General features: G+C 65.5%; 16 protein-coding genes and 3 tRNA genes. 11 read left to right on the top strand and 8 right to left on the bottom strand.

Annotated features, from left to right (window positions below; translation table 11 throughout):
* Positions 1–282 precede the first annotated feature (282 nt).
* Together rluB and scpB are read right to left on the bottom strand one after the other, a co-directional pair.
* The gene (rluB, locus tag AB3147_RS07680; RefSeq protein WP_367351678.1) at positions 283–2154 is read right to left on the bottom strand and encodes a 23S rRNA pseudouridine(2605) synthase RluB; all 1872 of its coding nucleotides are present in this window, start codon (positions 2152–2154) and stop codon (positions 283–285) included.
* A gap of 35 nt (positions 2155–2189) precedes the next feature.
* Positions 2190–3467 (bottom strand): SMC-Scp complex subunit ScpB, encoded by a 1278-nt coding sequence (scpB, locus tag AB3147_RS07675; protein ID WP_367351677.1) that lies wholly within the window; start codon positions 3465–3467, stop codon positions 2190–2192.
* 63 nt (positions 3468–3530) lie between these two features.
* Here scpB and AB3147_RS07670 point away from each other — a divergent pair.
* Positions 3531–3607, top strand: a tRNA-Met gene (locus AB3147_RS07670).
* Between the two features lie 718 nt (positions 3608–4325).
* Here the strand turns inward: AB3147_RS07670 and AB3147_RS07665 are convergent.
* The 3 genes from AB3147_RS07665 to AB3147_RS07655 all read right to left on the bottom strand — a co-directional run bounded on the left by AB3147_RS07665 (position 4326) and on the right by AB3147_RS07655 (position 6587).
* Positions 4326–5231 (bottom strand): LysR family transcriptional regulator, encoded by a 906-nt coding sequence (locus AB3147_RS07665; RefSeq protein ID WP_218345123.1) that lies wholly within the window; start codon positions 5229–5231, stop codon positions 4326–4328.
* A gap of 101 nt (positions 5232–5332) precedes the next feature.
* Positions 5333–6382: a CobW family GTP-binding protein gene (locus AB3147_RS07660; RefSeq protein WP_367351676.1), complete on the bottom strand. Its 1050-nt coding sequence runs from the start codon at positions 6380–6382 to the stop codon at positions 5333–5335.
* A 129-nt stretch (positions 6383–6511) separates the two neighbouring features.
* Positions 6512–6587: transfer RNA gene (locus tag AB3147_RS07655), tRNA-Asn, on the bottom strand.
* A gap of 212 nt (positions 6588–6799) precedes the next feature.
* On the opposite strand from AB3147_RS07655, the gene AB3147_RS07650 reads away from it, so the two are divergent.
* The 4 genes from AB3147_RS07650 (at position 6800) to AB3147_RS07635 (ending at position 10531) form a co-directional block, all read left to right on the top strand.
* Positions 6800–6875 (top strand) — tRNA-Thr (locus AB3147_RS07650).
* Positions 6876–7017: 142 nt separating this feature from the next.
* Entirely contained in the window at positions 7018–7677 is a 660-nt protein-coding gene (locus AB3147_RS07645; RefSeq protein WP_175124695.1) for a response regulator, read from the top strand.
* Positions 7674–9002 (top strand): ATP-binding protein, encoded by a 1329-nt coding sequence (locus tag AB3147_RS07640; RefSeq protein ID WP_367351675.1) that lies wholly within the window; start codon positions 7674–7676, stop codon positions 9000–9002. The genes AB3147_RS07645 and AB3147_RS07640 overlap by 4 nt, the downstream gene beginning before the upstream one ends.
* An 83-nt stretch (positions 9003–9085) precedes the next feature.
* Complete coding sequence (locus AB3147_RS07635) at positions 9086–10531, top strand: DegQ family serine endoprotease (RefSeq protein ID WP_175124697.1); 1446 nt, start codon at positions 9086–9088, stop codon at positions 10529–10531.
* Between the two features lie 11 nt (positions 10532–10542).
* Here the strand turns inward: AB3147_RS07635 and maiA are convergent, their stop codons facing one another.
* Genes maiA through AB3147_RS07620 form a run of 3 tightly spaced genes read right to left on the bottom strand, consistent with a single transcriptional unit; the run spans position 10543 to position 12690 of the window.
* Positions 10543–11187 (bottom strand): maleylacetoacetate isomerase, encoded by a 645-nt coding sequence (gene maiA, locus AB3147_RS07630; protein WP_175137486.1) that lies wholly within the window; start codon positions 11185–11187, stop codon positions 10543–10545.
* A gap of 49 nt (positions 11188–11236) precedes the next feature.
* Positions 11237–12214 (bottom strand): 4-hydroxy-3-methylbut-2-enyl diphosphate reductase, encoded by a 978-nt coding sequence (gene ispH / locus AB3147_RS07625; RefSeq protein ID WP_175124699.1) that lies wholly within the window; start codon positions 12212–12214, stop codon positions 11237–11239.
* Positions 12214–12690, bottom strand: coding sequence for an FKBP-type peptidyl-prolyl cis-trans isomerase (locus AB3147_RS07620; RefSeq protein ID WP_175137484.1), 477 nt, complete (start codon positions 12688–12690; stop codon positions 12214–12216). The genes ispH and AB3147_RS07620 overlap by 1 nt, the downstream gene beginning before the upstream one ends.
* A gap of 50 nt (positions 12691–12740) precedes the next feature.
* Here AB3147_RS07620 and radC point away from each other — a divergent pair, with 50 nt between their 5' ends.
* The 6 genes from radC (at position 12741) to AB3147_RS07590 (ending at position 18870) form a co-directional block, all read left to right on the top strand.
* Positions 12741–13418, top strand: coding sequence for a RadC family protein (radC, locus tag AB3147_RS07615; RefSeq protein WP_175124701.1), 678 nt, complete (start codon positions 12741–12743; stop codon positions 13416–13418).
* A 92-nt stretch (positions 13419–13510) separates the two neighbouring features.
* Entirely contained in the window at positions 13511–14137 is a 627-nt protein-coding gene (kynB, locus tag AB3147_RS07610; protein ID WP_175124733.1) for an arylformamidase, read from the top strand.
* Between the two features lie 144 nt (positions 14138–14281).
* The gene (gene kynA / locus AB3147_RS07605) at positions 14282–15130 is read left to right on the top strand and encodes a tryptophan 2,3-dioxygenase (RefSeq protein WP_367351674.1); all 849 of its coding nucleotides are present in this window, start codon (positions 14282–14284) and stop codon (positions 15128–15130) included.
* 221 nt (positions 15131–15351) lie between these two features.
* Positions 15352–15618: a type B 50S ribosomal protein L31 gene (locus tag AB3147_RS07600; RefSeq protein ID WP_008164119.1), complete on the top strand. Its 267-nt coding sequence runs from the start codon at positions 15352–15354 to the stop codon at positions 15616–15618.
* Between the two features lie 124 nt (positions 15619–15742).
* Positions 15743–17473 (top strand): ArnT family glycosyltransferase, encoded by a 1731-nt coding sequence (locus AB3147_RS07595; protein ID WP_175124702.1) that lies wholly within the window; start codon positions 15743–15745, stop codon positions 17471–17473.
* Complete coding sequence (locus tag AB3147_RS07590; protein WP_175124703.1) at positions 17470–18870, top strand: MATE family efflux transporter; 1401 nt, start codon at positions 17470–17472, stop codon at positions 18868–18870. Before AB3147_RS07595 ends, AB3147_RS07590 begins: the two co-directional genes overlap by 4 nt.
* Positions 18871–18920 lie beyond the last annotated feature (50 nt).

The raw sequence follows: 18920 nt of genomic DNA, 5'->3' as shown, positions 1-18920 counted from the left end.
TGCTGCAAACAGCGCCCGGCAACACGCCAGCCAGCAACACGCCAGCACAAGGCCGTGCGCCCGATCGGCCCAAATGCAGCCAACAAGCATGCGGCCGACGTGCTTTTTGCGGTAAAGCGCACTTAAAGAATCCAGTGCTTCCAGCAAAAAGCCATGACGCGAAGCCATGAAAACCATTGATTTTACCAGATAAACGGGAAAATCGCCTGATTCGTCACGGGCTTACGCTTATATGGGACGGATGCGGGGCGGCGGCGCAGTCTGCGGGCCGCCCTGCGGGGATCAGCGACCCTGACGTCCCCGGCCACCGCCCATGACGCCCAGCCGCGATTCGTGAGCCGAAGCGCTGCGGGGTTGCCAATCGTCGCCACGCTGGCCGCCGTCGGCGCGGGGACCGCCACTACGCGGCGCACGCGGCTTGCCACCGGCGCCCGGACCCTTGTTGTTGCCGCCCGTGCGCGCCCCTTCGGCCTTGTTGCCGCCGCGACCGCCCGCGGCGGGCTTGCCGCCACGACCCGGATTGCCGCTACGCGCGCCTGCCGGTTTGCCGCCAGCCGGCTTGCCGCCGCCAGGCTTGCCACCGGACTTGCCGCCAGGACGGCGGCCAGCGCCAGCCGGCGCATCGCCCATGCCGCCCGCTGCGGGATTGCCGGCCACCGGACTGCCGGCCACCGGGCTGCTTGCCATCGGATTGCCGGCCGCGGCGTTCGCTGCGGCGCGGGGTCCGCGTGCGTTGCCGCCCGCGCGCCCACCCGGCTTGCCGCCGGCCTTGCCGCCCTGCTTGCCACCGGACTTGCCGGCACCCGCGGAGCGCGGACCCGATTTGCCCTTGCGATTGCCCAGGCCGGGCTCGCCCGAAAGCGGGTGGCCGTTGGCGTAACCACCGGCGATCATGAGGCCGGTGCCGAAAGGATCAGAAGGACACGCCGCAGCCTGCCCTGCACTGCCCAGGCCGCCGCCCTGCAACTTGCCACGGCGACCGATGCGGGCGCCGTTCATGCCGTTGCGGTCGAGCGTGCCGAATCCGGGAGGCAAGGCGCTGTCGTGCGATTGCGGCTGCTTGGAGCGACGACGGTTGCCCGACGAATCGTCGTCATCGCGCAACAGTCCCAACTGGACCATCAGCGCGGTCACCAGCGAAGCGTCCAGTTCGTCCCAGCGGCCACGGCGCAGCGTGCGCGGCAGCACGACATCGCCGAAGCGCGTGCGGATCAGGCGGCTGACAGTGACGCCGACCGCTTCAAACATGCGGCGGACTTCGCGGTTACGGCCTTCCTGCAGCGTGACGCGGTACCAGCGGTTGCTGCCGTCTCCGCCCAGGTAGTCCAGCGCGCCGAAGGCGGCCAGGCCGTCTTCGAGTTCGATGCCGTCGACCAGCGATTGGCGCTGCGCCTCGTCCATTTCACCCAGGACTCGAACGGCGTACTCGCGTTCCGTGCCGTAACGGGGGTGCATGATCCGGTTGGCCATGTCGCCCGACGTCGTGAAAATCAGCAGGCCTTCGGTGTTCAGGTCAAGGCGGCCCACCGAGAGCCACTTGCCGGTACGCAGCTTGGGCAGCCGGGAAAACACGCTGGCGCGGCCACCGGGGTCGTCGTGGCTGACGATCTCGCCGGCGGGCTTGTGATACAGGATCACGCGCGGCGGCTTTTTCGTGTTGGTGCGCATGATGGGCTTGCCATTGACACGCACCTGATCGTTGGGCCCCACGCGCTGACCGATATGCGCCGGTTCGCCGTTGACGGACACCCGGCCCGCGACGATCAGCTCTTCCATTTCGCGGCGCGATCCGATGCCGGCATCGGCCAGCACCTTGTGCAGCTTGGGCATGACCGCTTCGCTGTTCAGGTACTTGCCCAGACGCTGCTCCATGCGGTCAGCCGTATCCAGGTAGGACAGCGCCTGCTCGGCTTCCTGCTCGCCACCCCGGGAGTCTACGGACTCGACCGGCGCGGCGGGCGCAGTGGCCTGCCCTTCGGCGGCGGGCGCCTGTTCGGCGGCAGCGTCGCCACGGCGGCGGCGGAACGGGGTCCTCAGTTTGCGACCGCGGCTGCGGGCGCCGGCTTCGCCCTCGGCGGCCGGTTCGCGCGCGGCGGAGGATTCCGGCTGCGCGCCGGCAGCGGCGTCATCCGAACGGGGGGTGTCGTCCTGCATTGCTGTATTCGTTGTCACTGGGACAGCTCCGAATTTCAAACTTGGGTAGGCCTGCCGGGAGCAGGCTCGTCATCATCTGGGGACGCCGAATCCGGTTCAGACCCGGACCGGTCGGGGTCCGCCTGTTCCGAGGCCGCGGCGGCAGCATCGGGTTCGGGCTGAACGGCCTCGTCAAGACCATGAACGGGCTCACGCCTGGCGTCGCCAGGGGCCTCGGCATCGGTCTTGTCAGTCGGGTCAGTCGGTTCCGCGTGTTTTGCGTTCTCGACTCTTTCCTTTGCAGCACCGGCCTCGGAGGCATCGGCGGCCATATCGGAAATGTCGTTGCCAGCTCTGTCGTCGGGAAGATCGGACGAGAGCGGCGTATTGGACAAGCCTTCGGCTTGCTCCCGGACGGTGGATTCGTCGGCGGGATCCGCGCCTTCTTCTGTGCGCGAAAGCTGGGATTCTACGCTATCGATGGCCGCTATGGGGACATCGTCTTCCGAAACAGACAATTCCGCAACGGGGAAAATCTCGGAGGATTCGGCATCAGGATCGGCAGCAGGCGGATTTTCGTCTTCTTGCGACGCTTGTTGCGGGGCGTCCGCCCCGTCCTGGACGATGTCGTCCGCCCCGGAAACGGGCGCTTGCGCGCCATCTTCCGCCGGCGACGCGTCCGCACCACCCTCACCATCAGCCGGCTCCGGCGACGCGTCCGCACCGCCCTCGCCCTCAGCCGGTTCCGGCGTCTCGCCCAGCACCTGCTGCACTTCGCCCAGATCCAGCCCGGCGAGCGCGGCGGCAGCGTGCGCGGTTTCCAGCGGCGGCAGCTCGTCCAGCGCACGCAGCCCCAGATCGTCAAGGAACTGGCGCGTAGTGCCGAACAGCGCGGGACGACCCGGCGCGTCGCGGTGGCCAATGACTTCGATCCAACCGCGGTCCTCGAGGGCCTTCACGATCTGCGACGAAACCGTCACGCCGCGGATATCTTCGATGTCGCCGCGCGTCACAGGCTGGCGCCAGGCGACGATGGCAAGCGTTTCCATCACGGCGCGCGAATACTTGGGCGGCTTTTCAGGACTGAGGCGCTCAAGGTAGCGCTGCATGCTGGGGCGGCTCTGGAAACGCCAGCCGGAGGCGAGCTGTACAAGCTCCAGCCCGCCGTCGGCCCAGTTGCCTTGCAAGGTCTCCAGAAGCCGGCGCACCGTGCCGCTGTCGAATTGTTCATCATCCCCGAACAGCTTGCGCATATCGGAAATCTGCATCGGCTGAACCGCGCACAGCAGCGCGGTTTCCAGCACGAGTATTGCCTCGCTATCGTTCATCGACATCCAAATTCAAAAATGGGCTAACTTGCGCTTGGTTGGAAATAAGGTTAATATTCTTTTCTCAGACGCGGGGTGGAGCAGTCTGGCAGCTCGTCGGGCTCATAACCCGAAGGTCGTAGGTTCAAATCCTGCCCCCGCAACCAATTTGATGAAGGCCTGGCATTCGCCGGGCCTTTTTCATTTGCGGCGCCAGATTCAAAATAATTAATCGAGCGGTCGGCGTGGCAATTCAAACCCGGGCGGCAGTTCAAATCCGTGCCGCGATTCAATCCCGCACCGCAGCTCAAACCGGATCTCCCAACGCGACGCTCGCCCGCAAACGACCGGGCCGCCGCAGAAGCGGCGACGCAACAGTCAATGTTGGCTTGCGAAATTGTCACTGGGTTCCTGTTTACCGCCACGCCCACACCTCATGGCGCTGCCCTGCGCTAAAACCACCACGCTGGCGCCCGTAAGGCGGAATGCCTGCCGCGGCTGCGCGGCTGCGGCAAAACGTCTGAGCAAATTCTGGAAAAGCTGGCGCCAGCAACGCTGACGCCTATCGCCAATAAGGCCGCGGAACGCGCCGGAACCTCCGGCACCAACCCTTTCCGCGAAGATTGATAGCAAAGACTAGAACCGACGGGCATCGGCCATTGCCGTGCGGCCGAAACGCCGCTGCCAGACCGGCTCGCCCCCTTGCGCAAACCGAGCCGGGCTCTGGGTTGCGCCGGCCTGCCACCAGGCCGGAACGATTGTTAGGTATTTTTTGGGTCAAAAGCTGGCAAATTATACCGCCATCTACTCAGGCCTCAAGCTGCGGCGCACCCGTTATCGGCCCGCCAACCAGCCGCGCCAGCCTACCTCTCACCCGTCCGCCGCTCAGCCCGCCGGCTTGTCCCAAGGCGCCGACCCCAGCCGCTCGGCTAGATAATCCATCATCGAACGCAAAATCAGGGGCATCTGCCGGCGCGAGGCGTACACGCCATAAATGCCTAGCTCCTGGGGTTTGCATTGGGGCAGGATGACCTGCAGCTTGCCTGACGCGATGTATTCGGCCGCATAGTACGTGGGCAACATCGCGACGCCCGCCCCTTCCACGGCGGCACTGCACAACACCGAGACTTCGTTGGCACTGATGCTTCCACCCACGGGCACGTCGACCGGCTCGCCATCGCGCTCGAAACGCCACAGGCTCTTGCCGAAATACGAATGGGTCAGGCAGTTGCGCAACGACAGATCCTCGACGCGCGCAGGCACGCCTTCGCGCGCGAGATATTCCGGAGACGCGCAGACCACCGATCGGCACACCGCCAGCTTGCGCGCAATCAGATTGGGATCCAGATCGTTGGTGATGCGCACCGCGAGGTCGACCCGCTCTTCCACCAGATTGACCGCGCGCTCGACCAGCATCAGATCCACGGACGTTCCGGGGTGGCGTTTGACGTAGTCGGTGACGGCCGGCGCCAGATGGCGGGCGCCAAACGACATGCTCGTCGTGATGCGCAGCAGGCCGCGCGGCGTATCCTCGGGTGTGGCGACGGCGCTGTGCAGATCGCCGACCATATCCAGCATCTGGCGGCAGCGCGGCAGGGTTTCGGCGCCAGCCGGCGTGAGGCTCAGGCGCCGCGTCGTGCGATGCAGCAGGCGCACCCCAACCCATTGCTCCATCTCGGCCAGGTATCGCGACACCATGGCGCGAGACATGTCCAGATGCACGGCGGCCGCCGACAGGCTGCCCCGATCGGCAACCTCAACGAACACCTGCATGGCTTTCAGTCGATCCATCACTGTCTCGGCAAGTGCATCAGACCGTACCGGTTATACCGTATTTCCGTGCAGCATCCGCAACGGAATATCGATCAATGAAACGGGGTCCTTCGGCGCAATCACGCGGACGATTGGCCCAAAGCGTGGCGCACAGCGGCAGCCACTTCCGGCACGGCCAAGCCGCGAACGATGAACACCAGCCGCGAGACGCGCACATCATCCGGCCATTCGTTCAAGGACTGCAACGGATACAACTCGCCATGCACGCCACGCACTTCACACGGACTTGATTCACCGGCGAAACACACGATGCCTTTCATCCGGAGCACGCCCGGCCCGTAGCGCTCCTGGATACGCGCGACGCCTGCCAGAAACGCCGCTCGGCTCATCGGCGCTTCCAGCGTGAGCGAAAAACTGCTTACGTCCGCATGCCGTACAGCGGCCGATGACGAGAATGCGCCAAGCCACTTTGCCGTGACCTTCCCATCGCGACGAGCAAGCAGGTCCGGCCCCTGGAGCAAGCCATCGGCCAACGGGGCATCCGGGCGCTGCACGTAGCGCCGCGCGCCAGGATTGATGGCCTCGATCGCCAGTTCGACTTCGTGCAGTTGCGCCGCATCGACAAGATCGGATTTGCTGATTACGACGGCATCAGCAAGCGCAAGCTGCCGGGCCGCCTCGGGCTGCGCGCGCAGCTGTTCCGCGCCGTGCGCAGCCGACACCACGACGATTGCGCCGCGATACGCGTAGCGCTCGGCCAGAAAGCGTTCGTGCTTCAGTGTGAAGAGGATGGGCGCCGGATCGGCAAGACCGCTGGTCTCGATGATGACGTGCCGGAACGGCTTGATCTTGCGCGCGAGCGCCTGCATGAAGAGATCACGCAAGGTGTCGACCACCGAACCGCTGACCACGCAGCACAGGCATCCGCCCTCGACCAGCACAACCTTGTCCGGCGCCAGACGCACCAGATGATGGTCCACGCCGATATCGCCATATTCATTGACGATGACCACCGCGTCGGCATACTCAGGCGCTTGCAGCAGCCGGTTCAAGAGCGACGTCTTGCCGCTGCCCAGAAAGCCCGAGATGACGGTGACACCGATGCGCTTGTCTTGCACCGGCCGGTCGCCCTGCCCGCGTTGATCTCGGCCGCGCTTGTCGTCATTCATGCCGATCGCCTTAGTTGTCGATGCGCACTTGGTAAATACCCATGCTGTGGACCTTTACGCACAGAGACGCGAACACCACCGCAAAAACCAAAAGGGCCACTCACTTGCGTGAGCGGCCCAAAATTCTTTTGGCTCCCCGAGCTGGGCTCGAACCAGCGACCTGCGGATTAACAGTCCGTCGCTCTACCGACTGAGCTATCGGGGATCTGCCAAGACCGAAATTATGAACTAAAAATTCGGCGCATGCAAATCTCGTTTTTTTCTGAATTTTTTGCGCTTCTTGTTGCCCATCGCGAAAAAACTCTGATATAGTTTCGGTCTTTCCAGATCGGGCCCTAAAAAGCCGACGAACTGGAAGAAAAAAGATGTTTTGCTAGCGCTTTCCGGCTTGGTCCAGAAACAAAAGCAAATGGTCTTGCCGGCATAGCTCAGTTGGTAGAGCAGCGCATTCGTAATGCGAAGGTCGTAGGTTCGACTCCTATTGCCGGCACCAGATTTCCAAAAAGCAGCCCTCTCGGGCTGCTTTTTTTCTTTTCATCCCTGCCCGCCCTCATCTCCACCCCGCCACCCCGGCCGGGAACTCGCGCTGATCGCCGCGCGTCCAACCCCCTTGGACCATCCCAGCGGAATAAACCATGCGCATTCTTCTCGTGGAAGACGACATGATGATCGGCGAAAGCGTACTGGACTGCCTGCGCGCGGAACACTACGCCGTCGATTGGGTTCGGGACGGCAGCGCGGCGGACTCTGCGCTGCGCACCGATCCTTACGACCTTGTACTGCTCGACCTGGGCCTGCCCAAGCGGGACGGACTGACGTTGCTGCGCGACATGCGCACCCGCAAGGACCGCACGCCGGTGCTCATCGCCACTGCGCGCGACGCGGTCAGCGACCGGATCGCCGGGCTGGACGCTGGTGCCGACGACTACATCGTCAAACCCTATGACGTGGACGAACTGCTGGCGCGCATGCGGGCACTGATCCGCCGCAGCGCGGGCCGGGCTGAGCCCATTTTTGAACACGACGGCGTCACCATCGACCCGCAATCGCACGCCGCCATGGTCGACGGCGCGCCGGTGGCGTTGACCGCGCGCGAATGGGCGGTGCTGGAACCGCTGATCGCGCGGCCGGGCATGATTTTTTCGCGCGCACAGCTCGAGGAAAAACTCTATAGCTGGAAAGACAGCATCAGCAGCAATGCCGTTGAGGTTTATATTCATGGCCTGCGCAAGAAACTGGGTCCCAACCTGATCCAGAACGTCAGAGGCGTCGGCTATGTCATCCCCAAAACATGAGCATTCCGCTTAGCTATTCGCTGAGAGCCCGGCTGCTTTTCTTTCTGCTGGCCGCCATCGCGGTCGGCGCGCTCGTGCAAGGCGCAATCGCCTACCGCAGCACCCTGGCGCAGGCCGACGACATCTTCGACTCGCTGCTGCAGCGCACCGCCCTGTCGTTGGGCACCGGCGACGGGCTGCTGAGCACCGGCCCCACACATGCGCGCGGCGCCGGATCGCCGGTTGCCGATGACCTCATCATCCAGATCTGGACGCCGGACGGCTTGCGCGTCTTCAACTCACGCTCGCGCCTGCGCCTGCCCAGCCAAATCGTCTTGGGATTTTCCGACGCGAAGCTGGAAGGCGAAACCTATCGCGTGTATTCGCTGGCCACGCCCTTCCAGGTGATTCAGGTGGCGCAGGACATGCGCGTGCGCAAGAACATGGCCAGCGCCCTTGCGCTGCGCACCGTCGCGCCGATCGCCGCCGCCGCGCCGCTGCTGATGCTGATCATCTGGTGCGTCGTCAGTTGGTCGCTGCGTCCGGTCAAGCGCGCGCGCGCCCAGGTGGCCGCTCGCCAGCCCGAAGATCTGTCGCCCGTCAGCGTACGCGGGCTGCCTGATGAAATCCGCCCGCTGGTGCAGGAACTGAACCTGCTGCTCGAACGCATGCGCGGCGCTTTTGCGCAGCAGAAGCAATTCGTGGGCGACGCGGCGCACGAACTGCGCTCGCCGCTGGCGGCGTTGCGCCTGCAGATGCAGGCGCTGCAGCGCGCAGCAGACCCCGCCGCGCGCCAGCTTGCCGAACAGCGCCTGACTGCCGGCATCGACCGCGCTACGCGGCTGGTCGAGCAGTTGCTGTCGATGGCGCGCCAAGAAGGCGCCCAGGAGCAGACGCCGCTGGCGCCGGTGGATCTGGCGGACGTGCTGCGGCAGGCGCTGTCCGAGACACTGCCCGACGCAAACGCCAAATCCATCGACGTCACGCTGGACGGCGATACGCAAGCGCAGATGCAGGGCAATCGCGATGCGCTGGTGCTGCTGGTGCGCAATCTGCTGGACAACGCGATCAAGCACTCGCCTGCCGGTGGCCGCATCGGGATGCGTCTGGAACACGGCCCGGGCCGCATTTCGCTGATGATCGACGACGAGGGACCCGGCATCCCGGTCCATGAGCGCGAACGCGTGTTCGACCGCTTCTACCGGGCCGAAGGCAACACGACGCATGGCAGCGGATTGGGACTGGCCATCGCACGCACCATTGCCGACCGCCACGGCGCAACCATCACCCTTGAAGACGCGCCGTCCGGCCAAGGCCTGCGGGCGCGCGTCCATTTTCCCGCTTAGCCTGGATTTTTCGCGCTTAAGTTTCCCCTAAGTGTGCGGCCCGAAGATAGCGCCATGTTCCCAACATGATCGCAGGAGCCGACATGAAGACCACGCAAATCAAACCCTCGCGCCTCGTCCTGGCGCTGCTGGCAGCCGGCGCCATTGGCGGCGCAGGCGCAACCGCCTTGACCGGCAGCGTTTCGATGGCTGCCGAAGCCCCCGCCGCCACCGCTGCGTCCCAGCCGATCAGCGCGTCCGTGCCGCCCAACTTCGCGCAGATCACGCGCGAGTCCGGTCCGGCCGTCGTTAACATCAGCGTCAGCGGCACGCGCAAGGTGTCGGCCGCCGAAAGCGACGACCCGTTCGCGCAGTTCTTTGGCCAGGTGCCCGGCGCTCGTGGCCGCGCGCCGGCTCGTGAAGTCCCGATGCGCGGCGAAGGCTCGGGCTTCATCGTCAGTTCCGACGGCATCATCCTGACCAATGCGCACGTGGTCCAGGACGCCAAGGAAGTGACCGTGAAGATGACCGACCGCCGCGAATACAAGGCCAAGGTCCTGGGCGCCGACCCGCAGACCGACGTCGCCGTCATCAAGATCGAGGCAAAGAACCTGCCGGTCATCAAGGTGGGCGACGTGAACAAGCTGCAGGTGGGCGAATGGGTGCTGGCCATCGGCTCGCCCTACGGCCTGGAGAACACCGCCACCGCCGGCATCGTCAGCGCCAAGGGCCGTTCGCTGCCGGACGACACCTCGGTGCCGTTCATCCAGACCGACGTGGCCGTGAACCCCGGCAACTCGGGCGGTCCGCTGTTCAACGACCGCGGCGAAGTCGTGGGCATCAACTCGCAGATCTATAGCCGCACCGGCGGCTTCCAGGGCCTGTCGTTCTCGATTCCCATCGACCTGGCCTACAAGATCAAGGACCAGATCCTTGAGCACGGCAAGGTGCAGCATGCGCGCCTGGGCGTGACGGTGCAGGAAGTGAATCAGGACCTGGCCGACTCGTTCAAGCTGGATTCGCCGTCGGGCGCACTGGTGTCGAGCGTCGAAAAGGGCAGCGCCGCCGAAAAGGCCGGCCTGCAGCCGGGCGACGTGGTGCGCAAGATCGACGGCAAGACCATCGTGTCTTCCGGCGACCTGGCTTCGACGATCACCATGGCCGCCCCCGGCGAGAAGATCAAGCTGGACGTATGGCGCAACGGCGGGCAGAAGGAGATGGTCGCAACGCTGGGTGGCGTGCCCAAGGACAAGACCCAGGCGTCGGCCGACGGCCAGGAAGTGCAGCGCGGCCAGCTTGGCCTGGCGCTGCGCCCCCTGAGCCCGCAGGAGCAGCAGGAGTCGGGGGCGGAAGGCCTGCTCATCGAGCGTTCTGCAGGCCCCGCCGCCAAGGCTGGCATTCAGCCCGGCGACGTGCTGCTGTCCCTCAATGGGGTGCCGGTGCACAACGTCGGCCAGGTGAAGGCCGAGTTGTCGAAGGCGGGCAAGACCGTAGCCTTGCTGGTGCAACGCGGCGAAGACAAGATCTTCGTGCCGGTGCAGATCGGCTGATCAGCCGGGCGTCACTCCGCGTCGGGCTGCTTGCCCGGCGCGGCCGCTTCAAATGCCGGCAGGGCCCGGCACGCCGCGTCGATGCGCAGCACATTGGGCATGGCCGACAGGTCACACTCGAAGCGCTGCGCATTCGCCACTTGCGGCACCAGGCACAGGTCAGCGATGGTCGGCGTGTCGCCGTGGCAGAACTTACCCGTGGCGCGGGAAGCAGCCAGTTGGGTTTCCAACGCTTCAAGACCCTGATGCACCCAGTGCTTGTACCAGGCCGTCTTGGCGGCTTCATCCACGCCCAGCGTGTGCTTCAGATACTTCAGCACGCGCAGGTTGTTCAGCGGATGCGTATCGCAGGCGATGCCCAGCGCCAGATCGCGCACACGGGCGCGGCCGATGGCGTCGGCAGGCAGCAGCGGCGTTTCCGGGTGCGTTTCTTCCAGGTATTCGATGATGGCCAGCGATTGGCCGATGACCGCATCGCCGTCGATCAGCGTGGGAACCAGCGCGGTCGGGTTCACCTTGCGGTAGCCGGCCGACAACTGCTGGCCGCCCTCCTTCAGAAGATGAACCGGCACGGTCTCGTACGGCAGGCCCTTCAGGTTCAGGGCAATGCGTACGCGATACGCGGCCGAGCTGCGGAAGTAGCTGTAAAGCTGCATGGTGTCTCCTCGGTATTCTTGTGGCGCCGCCCGCGTGGGCGGCGCTTGTTCATTCCAGCGATTCGGTCTGGGCCGCCTTGCGCGACAAGCCCTTGGGCAGCGGGAACGCGACGTTTTCTTCCAGCCCCGGCATCTTGCGCACCGAGACGGCGCCCAGTTCCTTGACGCGCGCGATCACCTGCTGCACCAGCACTTCCGGCGCCGAGGCGCCCGCGGTCACGCCAATGCGCTTGCGGCCGACGAGCCAGGCGGGGTCGATGGATTCCGCGCCGTCGATAAGATAGGACGCGACGCCCTTGCGCTCGGCCACTTCGCGCAGGCGATTGGAGTTCGAGCTGTTGGGGCTGCCCACGACCAGCACCAGATCGCATTCCGGCGCCAGGATCTTGACCGCATCCTGCCGGTTCTGCGTGGCGTAGCAGATGTCGCTTTTCTTGGGCTCGGCGATGCTGGGAAAGCGCGCCTTCAGCGCCTGCGACACCGCGGCCGCGTCATCGACCGACAGCGTGGTCTGCGTGACGTAGGCCAGGTTTTCCGGATCGGTGACTTCGAGGCTGGCGACGTCTTCGACGGTTTCGACGAGGTACATGCCGCCCTGCGCCTGGCCCAGGGTGCCTTCGACCTCGGGATGCCCCTTGTGGCCGATCATGATGATCTCGCGGCCGGCGGCGCGCATGCGCGCGACTTCGATGTGCACCTTGGTGACCAGCGGGCAGGTGGCGTCAAAGACCTGCAGCCCGCGCGCTTCCGCTTCAGCGCGCACGGCCTTGGAGACGCCATGCGCCGAAAACACCACGATGGCGCCCGCGGGCGCATCGTCGAGCTCGTCGATGAAGATGGCGCCCTTGGCGCGCAGGTCTTCCACGACGTAGCGGTTGTGAACGATCTCGTGACGCACATAGATGGGCGCGCCGTGCAGTTCGATGGCCCGTTCGACGATATCGATGGCGCGATCCACGCCTGCACAGAAGCCGCGCGGCTGCGCCAGCAGGACTTCGGCGTCGGAGGCGGTGACAGCCTGGCTCATCAAAGCACTCCCAGCAGCGCCACGTCCACTTTCAGGCTGATGCCTGCCAGCGGGTGGTTGAAATCGAATAGCGCGGATTCGTCGTTGATTTCCTTGAGGACGCCCGAATAGCGGCCGCCGTTGGGCGCGGTGAATTCCACGAGGTCGCCGGGTTCGAACGTGGCGTCCTCGCCGGCGTGCTGCGCCAGCATGGCGCGCGTCACGCGCTGGATCAGTTCGGGATTGCGGTCGCCGTAGGCGTCTGACGGCTCGATGGTGACGCTGAACTTGTCGCCCTCGGCGCGGCCGACCAACGCGGCCTCCAGGCCAGGCGCCCACTGCCCGCCGCCCATCTGCAACGTGCCGGGACGGCCGTCGAAGGTGTCGGTGAACACCGAACCCGCGCCCGGGCCCGAGGCCAGGGTAATGCGGTAATGCAGCGTCAGGTAGGAATCCGGACGGACCAAAACGTTCACTTCATTAGAGGCGATGCTCACGATCTGCCACCGTATGGGTATTTGAGTAAACCCTGATTTTAGAGCCTCTTATGAAATTGTCCGTCCGGCTGCCAAAACAAGACCGTCCCCGAGAGCGTCTGCTCCGTCACGGGGCCGCATCGATCCAGGATGCCGAGCTGCTGGCCGTCGCGCTGCGCACGGGGATTCCAGGGCTGAATGTAGTGGATCTGTGCCGTCAATTGCTGGACCGGTTCGGCGGGCTGCGCGGGTTGCTGAGCACCTCGCCCCAGGACCTGATGTCCATCGCCGGATTAGGGGCGTCCAAAGCCTGCACCCTGGCGGCGCTGCTGGAACTGGCCCGCCGCGCCATGGAAGAAGACCTGGTCCGGGACACCGCCATGAACCACCCCACCCGAGTGAAACAATATTGCAAGGCGGCGCTCGGCCATCTGCAAGTGGAGCACTGCATCGCCCTGTACCTGGACGCCCAGCTGCGCCTGATCGCCACGGGCGAACTGGCGCGGGGCACGCTCTCGCAGGCGGCAGTCTACCCGCGGGAGGTCGTGCGCGAGGCCTTGCGCCACCACGCGGCGGCCCTCATCGTGGCGCACAACCACCCGTCCGGCGTGGCGTCGCCCAGCGCAGCAGACCACGGCTTCACGCGGCACCTGAAGGAAGCCCTGGCGCTCGTGGACATCAAACTGATCGACCACCTGATCGTCGCGGGAGGCTCGGCGGTGTCGCTGGCTGAACTGGGCTGCCTCTGACCGCAACAAGCGCCGGAATTCCGTTAGACTACCGCCCGATATTGTTTTAGGCTTAACCTAATTCCGGCCCTCGCGACCTTTCCTTGCCCGCCATGAAACGCCTGTGGGACATTTCCCCGCCCGTCTCGACGGCATCTCCCGTCTTTCCGGGCGACACGCCGTACCGCCAGCAATGGAAGTGGACGCTCACGCCCGGCTGTCCGGTCAACGTCAGCGAAATCACGATGTCGCCGCACATCGGCGCGCATGCCGACGCCCCGCTGCACTACCAGAACGGGGCCGCAGCCATCGGCGCGGTTTCGCTTGAACCCTTCCTGGGTCCTTGCCGCGTAATCCATGCGATCGACTGCGGCGATCTCATCACGATCGACCATCTAGCCCATGCGGCGCACAACCTGCCGCCCCGCGTGCTGGTGCGCACCGCCAAGCACGCCGCGCAGGACTGGTGGACGGATGACTTCTCCGCCTACGCGCCCCAGACCATCGAATGGCTGGCCGAACGCGGCGTCATGCTGATCGGTCTGGACACCGCCAGCATCGACCCCGCTTCCAGCAAGACCCTGGACAGCCACCATACGATCTTGCGGCACGACATGCGGGTACTGGAGAACCTGGTGCTCGACGACGTGCCGGAAGGCGATTACGAGTTGATCGCCTTGCCGTTGGCGCTGATCCAGGCCGATGCCAGCCCGGTCCGCGCGGTCCTGCGCGAACTGTAGGCTGATTTGCCGGCCCGGGCGCGGCTGCCCGACAGCAGCCGCCCCGCTTGGAGAATCGACCATGCAATTCCTATTCGCGCCCCACTGGCGCGCCCTGCCCGCATCCGCCCGCCGCGCTGCGCCGCCCTGCCACGGAGGCCGCGCATGAGCCAGAACGAACGCCCCGAAGACATCGTCCACCAGGAAAAGGCGCAACTCGATTTCGCGCGCGACATGACCTACGGCGATTATCTGCATCTTGATGAACTGCTTGGCGCCCAGCACCCGATGTCGCCCGAGCACAACGAGATGCTGTTCATCATCCAGCACCAGACCAGCGAGCTCTGGATGAAGCTGATGCTGCACGAGCTGCGGGCCGCGATCGCCAGCGTCGCAGAGGACCGCCTGCAGCCGGCCTTCAAGATGCTGGCGCGCGTCAGCAAGATCATGGAGCAGCTCGTCCACGCCTGGGACGTGCTGGCAACCATGACGCCGCCTGAATACTCTGCGTTGCGTCCCTACTTGGCGCGTTCCAGCGGATTCCAGAGCTACCAGTACCGCCAGGTCGAATTCCTGCTGGGCAACAAGAACGCGGCCATGCTCAAGCCGCATTCGCACCGCGCCGACCTGCTGGCCCAGGTGCAGAGCGCCTACGAAGCTCCGTCGCTGTACGACGAGGCACTGCGGCTGCTGGCGCGGAACGGCCTGGATATCCCGGCCGATCACCTGGAACGCGACTGGACCCAGCCGTATCAGGCGTCGGCGGCGGTCGAAGCCGCCTGGCTGACGGTCTACCGCAACACGGACCGTTATTGGGCGCTTTACCAGCTTGGTGAAAAGCTGACCGACCTGGAAGACGCCTTCCGGTTGTGGCGATTCCGCCACGTTACGACGGTAGAACGCGTCATCGGCTTCAAGCGGGGCACGGGCGGCACGTCGGGCGTGGATTACCTGCGGCGCATGCTGGAAGTGGTGCTGTTTCCGGAGATCTGGAAACTGCGCACGGATCTCTGACATTTGCGTCGCGCTGAAACCCGGGCTGCGTGACAGCCCGGGCACCCATTTGCGGCTGGCCGCAGGCGGGATCGCGTGCTAGAATGCGGGGTTACTTTTTGGATACGTGGCTAGCGCCTGTCGCGCCAAGATTTGGTAGCGAACCGCGGCAGCGGAACCAGGCAGCTGTAGCTGGCGACCCTAACTCTTGAAAAAGACTCGACCGAGTCTAGGAAAGCACCATGAAAGAAGGCATTCACCCCGAATACCGCGAAGTCGTCTTCGCCGACCTGCAAACGGGCAACAAGTTCATCACCCGTTCGACCGTCCAAACGCGCGAAACCGTTGAACTCGACGGCAAGACGTACCCGCTCTTCAAGTGCGACGTGACCTCCGAATCGCACCCGTTCTACACTGGCGCCCAGACCCGCATCGTCGAAACCGGCCGCGTGGAAAAGTTCCGCGCCCGCTTCGCCCGTACGGCTGGCACGGTCAAGTCCGCTTCCTGATCCTGTTGCTCCTACGGGAGTCACAGCAAAAAGGCAGCCTTCGGGCTGCTTTTTTTTCCCCCCTCGACGCCAGAAGGCCGGTCAGGGGGTGGCGCATCCCGACCACTCGGTTACATTAACGCCCGTGTCCCCACTTTCCATTTCCACGCCGGCCCGGCTTACGTCGGTAGCCACCGCAAAACTGCCCCGCCTTATCCTGCTGGGCCTGTCCCTGGCCTACATCGTGGCCGGGCTGTTCATGCGCGACCCGTGGAAAACCGACGACGCCGTCGGACTGGCGACGATGATCACCGCGATCCGCGAAGGCGGCCTGACCTGGCTGCTGCCGCAGGTGGGGCACCTGGCCCACGCCGAGGAAGGTCCGCTGATCACCTGGGTGGGCGCCATCAGCATCTGGCTGTTCGGGCCGTTCATCGGGGACATCACTGCCGGCCGCCTGCCCAATCTGCTGTGGTTCGGCATCACGGCCTCGAGCGTCTGGTACGGCACATATCTGCTCGGCCGCCGGGCCGAAGCCCAGCCGCTGGCGCTGCCTTTTGGCGGGGAACCCGAACCGCGCGACTACGGCCGCATGCTGGCCGACGCCGCCCTCCTTTTGCTGCTTGCCACGGTCGGCATCCTGCAGCGCACCCACGAAACCACCGTCATCCCCGCCATCATGGCCTGCCAGGCGCTTGCGTTCTATTCGCTGGCGCGCACGGTGGATCGTCCCGTCACCGGCTCGACCACGCTGGGCATTGCGCTGGCTGCCAGCTTCCTGACGCGCGGTTGGGTGGGCGCCCTGCCCATCATGGTCGGCGTGGCGCTGGCCTTCTATCCGCGCAGCCAGCTCTGGAAGTGCAAGCGCTGGATGCTGTGGGCCGCGGTGCTGGCCACCGGTCTGATCCTTGCCTGGTGGATTCCCGCCAGCCAGGGCAGCGAGTACTGGATCCGCAACTGGAAGACCTGGAATCTGTCGTCCTTCGCCATCCCTGGCCTGCACGACGCCGCCCGCACGCTACGCGACCTGCCGTGGTACCTGTGGCCGACCTGGCCGCTGGCGCTGCTGGCGATCTGGCGGTGGCGCGCCTGGATCTACGCGCCGCACATCTGGGTGCCGCTGATGCTGCTGGTGTGTTCAGCTGTGATCCTGTTCTTCGTGGATGAGGCCAGCGATTCCGAATTCGTGCTGCTGGCCGTGCCGTGCGCGGTGCTGGGCGCGTTCTCGCTGCCCACGCTGCGCCGCGGCGTGGTGAACACGCTGGACTGGTTTGCCGTCATGTGTTTTTCGCTGACGGTGGCCACCGCCTGGCTCGGCTGGGTGGCGCTGCACTTCCATTGGCCAGCGCAGATTTCCCGCAACATCGCCCGCCAGACCACCGGTTATGAACCTGTGATCTCGTGGGTGGCCTTTGCGCTGGCGGTGCTCTTCACCCTGGGCTGGATCGTCCTGGTCGTCTGGCGGCTGCGCGTGCGCCCGCAGGCGCTGTGGCGCGGCACCGTGCTGTCGGCCGGCGGCCTGACCGTAACGTGGATCCTGCTCGTGCTGTTGTGGCAACCTGCCGTGGACTACGCACGCAGCTATCGCACGGTGTCCGGCCAACTGGCCCAGGCCATCGCGCAGCACAAGCGCCCGGGCGAGTGCATCCGGGGGCTCAGCCTGGGCAGCGGGCAGCGTGCCTCGTTCCTGATCTTCAACAACCTGTCGTTCCCGTTCGACACGCGCTGCACGCTGGTCCTGCAACAGACCACCAACCAGAGCCTGCGCGACGGCACGGCCGCGTACAGCGAAGGCGCCGAAGTCCTCTGGCAAGGCGGCCGCCGCGCCGACCGTTCCGAAGTCTTCCGCCTGCTGCGAACCGGCGTCAAGCCATGACCGCCGCGATCGGGGCGCCGATGACCTTCGGCGCCACCCTGCGCGGCATCGCCAAGCAGGCCTGGCCCGTCCTCATCAGCCAGTGGGCCAGCATCTCTTTCGGGGTGCTGGACACCGCCATGACGGGACACTCCAGCCCCGACGATCTGGCGGCGATGGCGCTTTCCGCTTCCATCTACATCACCGTCTTCGTCGGCCTGATGGGTGTCGTGCACGCCCTGATCCCGATCCTGGCGCAGCAGTTCGGCGCCGGCAACAACGCGGAAGTCGGAAAGAGCTGGGGCCAGGGCGTGTGGCTGGCGCTCGGCCTGTCGGTCGTGGGCGCCGCGCTGATGCTGTTTCCGGACATGTGGCTCTTCATGTCGGGGGACGTCGCCCCGGGCGTACGCGACCGCATCGCGTCGTACCTGCAGGCACTGGTGCTGGCCCTGCCCGCCGCGCTGGTGTTCCGCACGATCTACGCGCTGGGCACCGCGGTGTCGCGGCCCAAGCTCGTCATGGCCATCAACCTGTCCATCATCGGCTTCAAGGCGCTGTTCAACTGGCTCTTCATCTACGGCAAGCTGGGCCTGCCGGCGATGGGTGCGGCCGGTGCGGGGCTGGCGACGGCCGTGGTGTCGTGGATGAGCCTGGGCCTGGGTCTGTGGGTGATCACGCACGATCGCTATTACCGCCGCTTCCAGCTTCGCATCGGCAAGCCGGACTGGAAGGCGCTCAAGGAACTGCTGCGCCTGGGCATCCCGATGGGCGGCTCGTACCTGGTCGAGGTCTCAGCGTTCACGTTCATGGCGCTGCTGGTGGCGCGCGAGGGCACCTTCGTGACCGGCGGGCATCAGATCATGTCGAACCTGGCCGCGCTCTGCTACATGATGCCGATGGCGCTGGGCGTGGCGACCGCTGCGCTGACGGCGCAGGCCATCGGCGCGGGCAATTATGCGCACGCCCATCGCACCGGCATGGCCGGTCTGGCGCTGGGTCTGATCGGCGCGCTGCTGACGGCTGCGGTGCTGCTGATCGGCCGCCCGCTGATCCTGGCCGCGTACACGGACGACGGCGCCGTCGCCGCCGTCGCAACCACGCTACTTGCCGTGCTGCCGCTCTTTCACCTGTTCGATTCGATGCAGTGCATCAACTCGTACCTGCTGCGCGCGTACAAGATCGCGGTCGTGCCGCTGATCCTGCAGACGGTCGCGCTGGCGGGCGTGGGGCTGGTTGGGGGCTGGTGGTTTGGGTTTGGTCCCGGCCGGGGCGGGATCGACGGTCTGCGCGAAGTGCTGGTGCCGGGCTCGCCGCAGGGGGCCGGCAGCATGTGGCTGATGGCCATGTTCGGGCTGGCTTTGTCGGCGGTCCTGCTGCACCTCTGGTATCGGCGCATACTGCGGACGGTGGGGCGATAAAGGTCGCGAAATGAAGAAAGGCAGCCGGTTGGCTGCCTTTTTTGCGTAGG

This window comes from Achromobacter animicus, from assembly GCF_040775605.1.
Lineage (GTDB): Bacteria > Pseudomonadota > Gammaproteobacteria > Burkholderiales > Burkholderiaceae_B > Achromobacter > Achromobacter animicus.
This window is presented reverse-complemented; position numbering and strand designations above follow the sequence as displayed.